Here is an 11,938-nt window from a genome sequence, read left to right as displayed (position 1 = left end):
GCGAAATGCGTTTTGCCGACGGAGGCCGGCACCCGCGACAAGGCTCGGTTTGTGGATGTTCCGCGGGTCGACCGCGCCACAGGCAGACGATGTCACCGGTCCTTGACTCGATCCCGGCCTTCGCCGGGATGACGGGAGGGACGTGAAATGGGTTGTCTTCCACCACCGTCATGCCGACGGAGGTCGGCACCCAGTCAGGCTTCGGCATGTTCAGTACTTGTGTTGAGTCTGACAGTACTGCGGGCGATCTCGATACCAGCCTTGACGATAACGAGCGTCGACGTCCGGTCGTCAAACTCCATGCGGAACGTTGCCAGTCCACGTTCTTCATCAGCATGACGAAGTGGATCTTCGAGAGATGGCGCGGGTTTTGAGGATCGAAGGGGCCGTGTCCATTTTCGATCGCGTACGCACGGTCGAAGGGCAAGGGTCTACATGGGGATCAAAGGAACGCTTTCGAGCGGTTCCGGAATCAAACCCTTAACCGGGTAGCGATAAAGAGCCTTAATCCTTGCGGGACCAACCTTGCGATGCCCAGAATTTTCCCTCGGTTTTGCCTCCCCAGCCCCTTTTTCCGGCGCCGCCCACGCCTATATCGCGTTGATCATACGGGGCGGTGGGGATGCCTACCATTGGGTCTTTGTCCGCGCCTGGATGATAAATATCAAATCGCATGGCATTCTTTCCGGGCCTTATGGGGTGGTGAGAATGCGCTGGAGAACGCGACATGAATTTTGAACGGTACACGGACCGCGCCAAGGGCTTCGTTCAGGCAGCCCAGTCGCTGGCGCTTCGCGAAAATCATCAACAGGTGACACCTGCTCATCTCCTGAAAGTGCTGCTTGACGACCCGGAGGGTCTCGCGAGCGGTCTCATTCAGCGGTCGGCCGGAGATTCGCGGAAGGCGCTGCGCGAGGTCGAAGCTGATCTCGCCAAAAAACCGAAGGTGACCGGCGGCTCCGGCCAGGTCTACGTCTCGCCCGAGATGGCGCGGATGTTCGATTCCGCCGAGAAGCTTGCCGACAAGGCGAGCGACAAGTTCGTCACGGCTGAGCGGCTGCTGCTCGCGTTGGCGCTCGACAACTCGACTGACGCCGGCAAGATCCTGCGCGACGCGGGCGTCACGGCGGACAAGCTCAATGGCGCCATCAATGACATCCGCAAGGGCCGCACGGCCGACACGGCGTCTGCCGAACAGGCTTATGATGCTTTGAAGCGCTATTCGCGCGACCTGACCGAAGCAGCGGCGACCGGCAAGCTCGATCCCGTCATCGGACGCGACGAAGAGATCCGCCGCACCATCCAGGTGCTGTCCCGGCGCACGAAGAACAATCCCGTTCTCATCGGCGAGCCCGGCGTCGGCAAAACGGCGATTGCCGAAGGCTTGGCGCAGCGCATCGTCAAGGGCGACGTGCCCGAAAGCCTCAAGAACAAAAAGCTGCTCTCGCTCGACATGGGCGCACTGATCGCGGGCGCCAAATATCGCGGCGAGTTCGAGGAGCGTTTGAAAGCCGTTCTGTCCGAGGTCGAGGCCGAAGGCGGCAACATCATTCTGTTCATCGACGAGCTGCACACCATCGTCGGCGCCGGCAAGACCGAGGGCTCGATGGATGCCGGCAACCTGTTGAAGCCAGCGCTCGCCCGCGGTGAACTCCACTGCGTCGGCGCGACGACGCTCGAAGAATATCGCAAGCACATCGAGAAGGACGCGGCGCTAGCGCGGCGCTTCCAGCCGATCTTCGTTCCGGAACCGACGGTCGAGGATACGATCTCGATCCTGCGCGGCTTGAAGGAGAAGTACGAGCTGCATCACGGCGTGCGCATCACCGATAGCGCACTGGTCTCCGCTGCAACGCTATCGAACCGCTACATCACGGACCGCTTCCTGCCCGACAAAGCGATCGACCTTGTCGACGAAGCGGCGTCGCGACTTCGGATGCAGGTCGATTCCAAACCGGAAGAGCTCGATGCGATCGATCGCGATCTCATGCAGCTGCTGATCGAACGCGAAGCCTTGAAGAAGGAAACGGATTCCGCTTCCAAGGATCGTCTCGGCCGCATCGAAAAGTCGATTGCGGATCTCGAGGAAAAATCGAAGGCGATGACGCAGCGCTGGGAGGCCGAGAAGAAGAAGCTCGGTTCGGCGCAGAAGATCAAGGAAGAGCTCGACAGCCTGCGGAACGCGCTCGAACAGGCGCAGCGCAAGGGCGACTTGGCGCGCGCGGGCGAGCTTCGCTATGGGCGGATTCCGGAGCTTGAAAAGAAGCTTCAGGGTGTTGAAAGCCAAGAAGGCAAGGGCGCACTCGTCGGAGAGGCGGTGACGCCGGATCAGATCGCGGCCGTCGTGTCGCGCTGGACGGGCGTGCCTGTCGACAAGATGCTCGAAGGCGAGCGCGAGAAGCTTCTCAAGATGGAGGACGCTCTTTCGAAGCGCGTCATCGGGCAGCGGGAAGCCGTCGTCGCCGTGTCGACTGCTGTTCGCCGCGCCCGCGCCGGGCTGCAAGACCCGAACCGGCCGATCGGCTCGTTCATGTTCTTAGGCCCGACCGGCGTCGGTAAAACGGAGCTGACAAAAGCGCTCGCCGGCTACCTCTTCGACGACGACACCGCGCTCATCCGCATCGACATGTCGGAGTACATGGAGAAGCATTCGGTTGCGCGCTTGATCGGCGCGCCTCCGGGCTACGTCGGTTACGAAGAAGGCGGTGCGCTGACGGAAGCCGTTCGCCGGCGGCCGTATCAGATCATCCTCTTCGACGAGATCGAGAAGGCGCATCCTGATGTGTTCAACGTGCTGCTGCAGGTGCTCGACGACGGGCGCCTGACGGACGGCCAGGGCCGCACGGTCGACTTCAAGAACACGCTGATCGTGCTGACGTCGAACATCGGCGCGGAATATCTCGTCAACCAGAAGGAAGGCGAGGACACCGAAGCTGTGCGCGACGAGGTGATGGCGGAAGTGCGGACGAAGTTCAGGCCCGAGTTCCTAAACCGTCTCGACGACATCATCCTGTTCCACCGTTTGCAGCGGAACGAGATGACGAAGATCGTCGACATCCAGATGGGCCGTCTGCAGAAGCTCTTGGCGGATCGCAAAATCAAGATCGAACTCGACGAGCAAGCCAAGACGTGGATCGCCAACCGCGGCTACGATCCCGCTTACGGCGCGCGGCCGCTGAAGCGCGTCATCCAGCGATACGTGCAGGACCCGCTCGCCGAGAAGATCCTGGCGGGCGACGTGAAGGACGGCGACACCGTGCGCCTTTCCGTTGCCGACGGCGATCTGACGATCAACGGATTGCGGGCGAAAGAGATAGCTTAGTTGATTGTCCCCGGCGGCCGTCTTTTGATGGTCGCCGGCGACTCTGCTTCTCAGAGCCGGCCGCCGGGGACGGGAATGTTGCTTTAATCTGGTGGCGCTGGCGACTTGCCGACAGGCTACCGCATGGTGAGAGTTGTGATAGGTGGCGGACAATCAGTCCCACTTCGCGTTTATATCGCCTCGACGCAACAGCTATGGCTGCCAGCCCTTCGCCAAATTTTCTTCCAGCCATAGATGAACGTCATCGGGGGACATGCTGGGTGGAAACATCCAGTGACCTTCATTGACGCGGACAGGGCCGGGCTGTGCTGGTGGCGGAAAAGCAGGAAAGTCGAGGGTTTCAAAACTGGTTAGTACCGCGCGCAAAACTTCAATTTGAGCTTTCAGTTCGTCGAGCAGATCTCGACCCTTCACTTCGGAATCACCGTCCAGTCCAAGTCTGAAAGTGCAAGGAATCTCGGTTCCGACCGGCGGTCCGTTTTCCTCATGAGAAACCATCAAGAGTTTGCCATCCCAGACCTGCTTTCTGGCTGGGAACGGATCAATTAAACTTTCGCCTTTAAGTTCGTGCAGGAAGAAAGCCGTTCCCTCACTGAATTCAGCACCGCTCATCACCGGGATGATTGAGCGGTGTTTGTCGAGGTTCCACAGTTCATGCAGAGCGAATAGACGTGACCTACCGCCGCGAAACGGTTCCCACGCCTCGACCAGTGCCCGCACGATCGGGGCAGCAAGGCCGACCTGAGATTTGGTCAGTGCATTCTTCTTTTTGGATTCATCTTGCCACATCGGAAAGCACAAATGACGGGTGGCGGCGGTTGCATCGTGATCGAGGACGACTTCCGTCATCATGATGTCGAGCGCAGACCGCAAATTGTGGACTAGGTCACCGATGATCGGCGCTAATTTTTCCGGCACCGGATTTTGGATGCGGGCGACCAGTCCGACAAGTTTGGAGTTTGACGAGTAGGTTGACTCGAAGCGCTCGCTCCAGGGGACCTGTTCCCATATCAGCCGAAGCGGGTCCGTTGCGGTGTAAGCGACAAACTCACCGCTCAGCTCGTCGAAGAGATGTGCAGCCCGGTTGACCTTCAAATGTGAGGCGCGGAATTTCATCCTAAGAATCTCTCGGTGACGTTGGTGCTTCACCACATCGTAGGCTGAGTCGCGCGGGCAGGCGTAGGGGAGCGGTCGTAACAGTCAGGCAGTTGGCCCGCCCGATCTTATCTCCTTCACAAATCCCGAAAAAAACTTACCCCCGCACGATCCGTTCACCGCATAATTCCTGCGCCTCGCCGCCCGCCAATATCTCCGTCATGCCGACGGAGGTCGGCATCCAGACAAGTGTCATCATCTCGCATGTCTAGGCTTGGCTGGATCCCGGCCTTCGCCGGGATGACGTTTTTTTGGGGGGGTACATTCGAAAGGCGGAACGCCCTTCGAGCGAAGGGCGCTCTTATGACCTCACTGTGCTGTTACCGGCGCGACACCTACACTTCGCACCACCGGCGGCGGGTTCCATTTGCCGGTCAACGCATCGGATTTCGGGGCGTAGAGGCGCATGGTGAGATTGAATGGCCCTTTTGGTGCAGGCAGCCAGTTCGCTTCCTTATCGGCGCCGGGATTCTCGTTCTGAAAATAGAGATCGAGTGAGCCATCCGCGTTGAACTTGAAGGGCATCCAGCTGCTCACGGCGAAGCGGTTTAGACCATTCGCGACCTGGAACCCCTCGTCATCGTAGAGTGTGATTGACCAGAAGGCGTCGACTGGCGGAATCGTCGCCTTGTCGAAGTGGATCGTGTATTTATTCGCGCCATCGAGAGGCTTGCCCGTGTCATCTGCGAGGTTGGCGGGATAAATCGAATCCTCGGGCAAGTTGGCGCCGAGGCCAAACTGGGTAATTAGCGCGCGCTTCAGATAGTAATTGCCGTAGACGCCCATCGTATCCGTGTTCATCGACCAGCCGTTGGCCACACGTGCGAGTGTCGGGAGCTTCCATTTGAGGAGCTGCTGCGCTTCCTGCGGAGCCGTTTCAAGAGCCTTTTGAACTGCTGGATCCAATTTGGTGATGTGTAGCTCTTGCCGGGTTCGATGCCGATCCGGTGCATCTGCGCGATGATCGGTTGATCCGTAATGTGCGGAGGATGCAGCTTCAAAAGTTCGGCGGCATAAGCAAAGAATTTGCCGGCAGGCATTGTGTCGGCGAGGGTTTTGGGCGGCGTCTTCACATCGACGTTCGGATCAATCTTTGCTTCGATGGGCGCCGGGGCTTTGCCCCATTCGGACAACGGCGTGATCTTGTAGCCTGCCTGGATCTCGTGAACCGCATCGTAGTCCGCCGGGCCATCCGTCTTCGTGCGTCCGATAATCCAGACGTAAGGCGTTGGGGCGTCAATGAGCTGGGTGTCTTTCGGCAGCCCGAAGTCCTCAATCAGCTTCGCTTTCAGATCGGGCTTCCAGCCCGGCGGCACGAGAACAAAGTTACCGGCTTGTGTTCCGGTCGTTCGCCAGCCGGGTGACGCAAAGACATCCGTCCACATGTCAAGCATCGGCAAGAGGTAGTATCGCCCATGCGTATCGGGCACCGAGACAACCACAGGCTCTTCCGTGAGATCGAGCCAGGCGCTCGAATAGAGCGTATCGAAATTCGGGCGGACGACGACCCGCATGTCGGCAGTCGGATAGGTTTCTATGTTGGCGAAGGTATTCATCGGACCACCGATCGATCCCTTGCCGGGCGCTGTGTTAATCAGCTGCTTCCGGGTCAAATCCATCGTCACGGGGGAATAGAAATACATTGGCATTGACGGCGATGTCGTGTGCTTCCTGGGGGGTGATGGTTTCGGCTCTAACCGCCGTCGAGTGCCCAACCGCCATGGCAAAGGACCAAGCGGCAATCGACGCGCTCATAAGGAGGCGTCGTCCTCGTGCTGAACTTTCTGGCATCTTGCAGGCTCCTGCCCTCTCGACACCCACACCCGCTATGAAAACAACGATTTTCCTAAGAATGCGCTAGGTCCCCTTGCACAAGGTAAACCAAGAATTTCGCGTCTGGCCGGCCGAGGCTGGCACCCAGACAAGTGTCATTATCTCGCGTGTCTAAGCTTGCCTGGATCCCGGCCTTCGCCGGGATGACGGACGGTGTGTGTTGCATTTTCGCGATAGCTGGAACGTGCATTCCCTGATTGTATCCCGCTTGATTGTAATACCGATGGTGCGGGGCGGAGTGTACGATATGCGACATCTAAAATTCATCGGCGTTCTGCTCATCGGCGCAACACTCGCTGGATGCGGCAGCCATGATGCCGAAAATGCCGGCCTCGCCAAGATGCCACAGCGAACATCCGATGCCCGGCTCAAGATTTATCGAACCGATGCTTTGGAATCGGCCGGCGATTCCGCGCGCGTAAGGATCGATGGGCGAGAGGTGGCCAGTCTTGGAAGCGGCGGATCGACAATGCTCGATGTCCCCGCCGGACTACACAAGATCGTCGTCGACACTCCTTTGCATCCGAACGTCTACGAGATTTCGCTCGCGACAAAGCCAGGCGCGCATTATGCGCTTGAAGTCTCGCCGCGATCTGCGGCGACGGTTGCGAGGATGTTCGGCGTTGTTGGCATGTTGGCAGAATCCGCCGCCAATCAGAATGGCGGGGAATTCCAAATTCGCGTCGTAGAATCCGGTGAGAAAACCTAGCCGAAAACTTATCCCGCTCTATCTGCGCACCGCATAGTTCCCGCATCGCGCTACGCCAGCCGACCAACGTAACCGTCATGCCGACGGAGGCCGGCACCCAGAGACGTGTCATCATCTCGCGTGTCGAGCCTTGGCTGGATCCGGGCCTTCGCCGGGATGACGGTGGGGCGGGTATTTTGTGGCCGTTAACGCTTGGGAGGTTAGAGGATAGGTCCTACTAGCTGCGCGGGGGGCCAATGAGCAGACCAAATGCCAAGGGAGTAGTGCTGCTCGTTGGTCTGGCAGCAGGGCTTATCGGAATTGGTGCCGGATACATCGCGTGGGGATGGCCCCCTAACTGGTACGCATCTCGCGATGTCTTCAGGCTTCCGGCAACTCCTGAAAACCAGTTGATCCAGTACGGATGGCAGCTCGTTACGGAGACACCGCATTTAATCGGCAAGAGCGCCTCGGAGCCGGCATTGCGATACGCTGGCAACGATTTGGCTTGCACGCAATGTCATTTGAAAGCCGGCAGCAAACCGTTCGCTGCACCTTTTGTTTCGACGTTCGCGTCATTCCCGATGATGGCGAATGATGAAGTCGTGACGCTCACCGAGCGCATCAATGGGTGCATGACGCGCAGCATGAATGGCCAGCCGCTGCCCGAAAGCGGACGCGAGATGGATGCCCTTATCGCCTACATGCGATTTGTCGGAAAAGGTTCTCCGGAAGGCGTGCGAGTTGCCGGGATGGGACTGCTGCCGCTAGCGCCGGCACAACAAAAACCGGACCGCGAGCGCGGGGAGAAGATTTTCTCCGACTCATGTGCCAGCTGTCACGGAACGAACGGTCAGGGCCAACATAGATTGTCGCCCGAGGTTGGTTTTATGGTGCCGCCACTGTGGGGCGGAGATTCGTTCAATTCAGAAGCGGGCTTGAGCCATATAGAAACCGCCGCTGCCTTCATCCGAGCCAACATGCCCTACTTAACGACGGACTATCGCAATCCGTTTTTGAGCGAGCAGGAGGCGTGGGACGTAGCGGCTTACGTTACATCGCAGCCGCGGCCGTCCAAGCCTTCAGAACAGCCTCGTTGATAGAAGCAGGTCCGCGAATAGGCAGATGCGGAAGTCGCCGCGAACGGCGCTACGTGCAACTTGTCGGATTTGTAAATGTTTCGAGAGGAACACTGCTTATTCTTCCACGTTCATCATCCGTCGAAGCATCTCAACCTTTCCTCCAGGTCGCATGAAAAAAATTTCCCTTCAGGCCGGCGTCGTTCTCGTCGCCGCGGCAGCAACTCTCTATTGCCTTGGCACGACCGCGGCAGTTCTCGCTCAAAGCAATCCCTCCAACGACGACCTCGAGCTGGCCTTCAACGGCCATTGCCGCGAGTGTCACGCGTTCGATAAGGGCGATAATCGATTGGGTCCGACGCTTTACGGCGTCGTCGGCCGGAAGGCGGGGACCGTTCCAGGCTTTGAATATTCGGACTCGCTCAAGAGTTCGGGCATCACTTGGGACGAGAAGACGCTCGACCAGTGGATCACCAATCCGAATGCGGTCGTGCCGGGGAACAACATGGGCGCGATCTTCAGTGGGCTAGCGGATGCGGGAGAGCGCGCGAAGATCATCGCCTTCCTCAAGCAGGATACGAAGACGGGCAACAAGATGTGAGATGTTGTTTGCGATCGGCGCCTCTACTCCGTGGAGCCGGCCGCCGATCGCGTTTGCCGTTTCGTTAGTTGCGCGGGCGATCGCGGTCGCGGTTGTAACGGGCGCGGTGGTAGCAGCGCTTCGCACCGATTTTGCACGCGATGTTCGGACCGGCGGTGTAGCCGATGACGCCGCCTGCCACGAGGCCGACGGGACCAAATACAACTGCTCCTGCGAGGCCGCCTAATGCTGCATCGGTCACGCGTTCATACGCGTTGGCTGCGGCCGGTCCGATGACAATGCCTGCGGCGACGACAAGACAGCCTGCAAAGGTCTTCATGGTTCTTCCCTCCGTGGTTTCGTCCCCCGCGGACGTTGTTGAGACCTAGATCGCATCATCCGCGATTCGAAATCTGATGACGACCCCGAGCTTTCCATCAGAGTATTCACAAATGGTTTCTGAGATTTTTCGCGCGCAGTTATTCTCCATGACGCGCAAACGCGAGATGCACGGCGGCGAACGAAACTGAACGGCGCTATTTGTTGTGCTGCATCACGGGCGTGCGGCGCATGAGCTCTTCAATGCGGCCGCGTTCCTTCTGGAACTCCGCGAGATCCTTGCCGTCGAGCTTTCTTTCGCGCGGCACCTGAATGGACATCGGATCGACGAAGCGATTGTTGACGAGCACCTCGAAGTGAACGTGCGGACCTGACGACAAGCCTGTCGATCCGACAAAGCCGATGACCTGGCCCTGGCGGACTTTCATGCCGGGGGTCACGTTTCCGAAGCGGCTCATGTGGCCATAAGCGGTCTGATAGCCGTTAGCATGACGAATGCGGATGTAATTGCCGTAGTAGCCCTTGTGTCCGACTTCCTCGATCGTTCCGTTGCCTGCGGCAATGATCGGGGTGCCCTGCGCGCAGGCCCAGTCGACGCCGGTGTGCATTTTCCGCGAGTTGAGCAGCGGGTGGAAACGAACGCCGAAGCCGGACGTGAGGCGCACGTCGTCGCCGCGAACGGGCTTGCGGACAAGGAACTTCTTCGAGTTGTTGCCGTCTTCGTCGTAGTAGTCGACGACGCCATCGGCCGAGCGGAAGCGATAGAATTTGTAGACAGCGCCGCCGCTCGAGATCGCCGTGTAGAGCAGTTCGCCGGGATTGCCGTCAGTCGATTGATCGTCCTTCATGTCGAAGAACATCTCGAGCGCATCGCCCGGGCGGACGCGGCGGCGGAAGTCCGTATCGAAGGCATTGATGCTCAACACCTTCGAGATGGTCTCGGCCGGCAGACTTTGATTGAGGCCTGCGAAATAGACGCTGGCATAGAGGCTGACGTTCTGCGGATCGTCGCCGTCGCTGTTGGCGATGTGCTGCAGCTCGTCGTTGAACGGCGGTTGCGAAGAGCCGACGAATTCGCCGGCGGCGCTGCGGCTGACGGTGACGAGATGGTCGTGGCCATCGGAGAATATCGAGTAGCGCGCCGGCTCCATCTTGCGCGGATCGGAGAGCGAGGGGATGAGCGTTATGCGTACTTCCTGGCCCGGAACGAGCGCGTTCTCCGAGAAGATCGAGTGGCCGGCCTCGATCATGCTGTGCACGTCCCATTCGGGAGCACCGGCTTTGGCGAGGATTTTTGCGAGCGTGTCCTGCGGGCCGACCTTGACGACGATGACCTGTCCGCCTTCGAGATCATCGGAGGGTTCGTCGGGGGCTTCGGTCGACTTGAAGATGTCGGTCGTGTTGAGATTGTCCGACGTCGCCGCCTTTGGCTGCCAGGAGTCCGTTCCTTGCGCGGGTACCGCGGGACCGGAAGCTGCTACCCCATCGAGAGGGGCACCGGAGCCATCTCCAACGGTCGCGCCGGCGGGGCCTGCGTCTCCACCGCGCTCGACGATGTCCTGAACTTCCTGGGCATCGAGTTCCTGACCGTCCTCCTCGGGCAGGATGCCGCCCAGGAGCTCGACAACCTTGGTCGAAACGTCCGATCGCGACAGACCGCTTCCCGCATTGTCGTCGGCGTCCTCTCCGCGTTCGGAGGGCTGGCCGCTGCCGTATAGCTTGAACGGGTTGAAGGCCGGTATTTTTTCTTTCTCGTCCGCGGGGACCGGGGCGAGGCGGGCGACGATGCGTGCGTAAGGCTTCTGGCGAACGTATTCGCGGCTGTCGCGGCGGCTCTTCGAAGACTCGTGGATGATATAGCGGGTCGAGAGGGCGCCGGTGGTGAGCTGAAGGCGGTCTGATTTCGGCGTGACCCACTTTAGGCCGCCGGCATTTTTCGGTGTGAGAGCGACTTGAGGGACGAGCACTCCTTCGCCGAGGCTTTTCAAGGCTGGGAGGAGGCCGTCGTTCGTGCGGTCGCCGTCGTCGGAAGAGCCGTAGACGACGATCAGAATTGCGATTGCGCCGATGGTGGCCGCAAGGCAGGTGCTCAAAATCCAGCGAAACCGGCCGCCTGCGGCGGGTTCGGGGTTCGTCTCGGTTTCGTAGATGTGCTGGAAAAAACTGCCGCCGCGTCCGGCATAGGCGTTTGTCGGAAAAAGGCGCGTGTCATCGTCGGGTGCAAAAGCCCCCTCGGTCGCGGCCGAAATCTTCTTCCGACTCTGAAGCACGCTCAGCAGGTCCCCCACAGCCCCGCGAGGCCTCTCTTACAAGCATTTTAGCGGAGAAGCCTCCCGCTTCGGGGCCGAAGACCTCGAAACGTGGCCAGACCACGCCTTTACCGCCCGTTGAGACGACCAGCCCCCGATACCGTCAACGAGCGAAAACCCCGTGACGGCGCAGCGACGTACACCCGACACACGTTTGTGAAACAATCGGGGCGCGGTCAAGGCAAGGTCCTGAAAGAGACGTTGGCGACGTCTTCTAAAGGGGCACTCGAAGGTAACGGCCAAAAACCGGCGCGTCGAAGTCATTGGACGGGCCTGGGGACGGGGCCTGGAAGACGGTTTCAGCACGTCATCCTTAAGGCCCAAGCAGAAATCAATCTGCTGAGTCGGTCGAAGCCAGACCAAAAAGGGGCGCAACAGAGACGCATTCCGGAGGCTGCAGCCGCAAAAATTTCCGACCTAAATCGCTGATAAACATGACGTTTTCTCGGTAAACGGCCTTCTTTGAAGATTTTTTTAAAGCGGGTGTTGACACCGAAGTCGGTATGTTGTTTAAACAGCCTCGTTGGCGGGCCACACGGCCTCGCCGCCCTCGCAGGGCATGAAACTCTCGAAACTCTCGCGGTTCTCAACCGGCCATACCGGTGGGGACCTCGTCGTCTCGGAAAAAACAAC

The 11,938-nt window shown here is 59.3% G+C and carries 7 protein-coding genes and 1 pseudogene; 4 read left to right on the top strand and 4 right to left on the bottom strand.

The window, feature by feature from the left end:
- The first annotated feature begins 727 nt into the window (after window positions 1-727).
- Window positions 728-3,322: an ATP-dependent chaperone ClpB gene (gene clpB, locus AC1DK3_RS14310; protein WP_477192935.1), complete on the top strand. Its 2,595-nt coding sequence runs from the start codon at window positions 728-730 to the stop codon at window positions 3,320-3,322.
- Between the two features lie 192 nt (window positions 3,323-3,514).
- Here clpB and AC1DK3_RS14305 read toward each other — a convergent pair whose 3' ends face one another.
- Window positions 3,515-4,438 carry a hypothetical protein gene (locus tag AC1DK3_RS14305; RefSeq protein ID WP_477192934.1) on the bottom strand — a complete coding sequence of 308 codons (924 nt, stop codon included), beginning with the start codon at window positions 4,436-4,438 and terminating at the stop codon, window positions 3,515-3,517.
- Between the two features lie 348 nt (window positions 4,439-4,786).
- Window positions 4,787-6,199, bottom strand: a pseudogene (locus AC1DK3_RS14300) (DUF1254 domain-containing protein).
- Window positions 6,200-6,557: 358 nt separating this feature from the next.
- Between AC1DK3_RS14300 and AC1DK3_RS14295 the strand changes: the two are divergent.
- The 3 genes from AC1DK3_RS14295 (at window position 6,558) to AC1DK3_RS14285 (ending at window position 8,678) form a co-directional block, all read left to right on the top strand.
- Window positions 6,558-7,019, top strand: coding sequence for a hypothetical protein (locus AC1DK3_RS14295; protein WP_477192933.1), 462 nt, complete (start codon window positions 6,558-6,560; stop codon window positions 7,017-7,019).
- Window positions 7,020-7,255: 236 nt separating this feature from the next.
- Window positions 7,256-8,098: a c-type cytochrome gene (locus AC1DK3_RS14290; RefSeq protein ID WP_477192932.1), complete on the top strand. Its 843-nt coding sequence runs from the start codon at window positions 7,256-7,258 to the stop codon at window positions 8,096-8,098.
- A 151-nt stretch (window positions 8,099-8,249) separates the two neighbouring features.
- On the top strand, window positions 8,250-8,678 hold the full coding sequence (locus AC1DK3_RS14285) for a c-type cytochrome (protein ID WP_477192931.1): 429 nt from the start codon (window positions 8,250-8,252) through the stop codon (window positions 8,676-8,678).
- Window positions 8,679-8,742: 64 nt separating this feature from the next.
- Here AC1DK3_RS14285 and AC1DK3_RS14280 read toward each other — a convergent pair whose 3' ends face one another.
- The gene (locus AC1DK3_RS14280) at window positions 8,743-8,997 is read right to left on the bottom strand and encodes a hypothetical protein (protein WP_477192930.1); all 255 of its coding nucleotides are present in this window, start codon (window positions 8,995-8,997) and stop codon (window positions 8,743-8,745) included.
- A 196-nt stretch (window positions 8,998-9,193) separates the two neighbouring features.
- Entirely contained in the window at window positions 9,194-11,266 is a 2,073-nt protein-coding gene (locus AC1DK3_RS14275; RefSeq protein ID WP_477192929.1) for a peptidoglycan DD-metalloendopeptidase family protein, read from the bottom strand.
- Window positions 11,267-11,938: the final 672 nt, after the last annotated feature.

It is taken from the genome of Hyphomicrobium sp. 01T421 (genome assembly GCF_056398805.1).
This window is presented reverse-complemented; position numbering and strand designations above follow the sequence as displayed.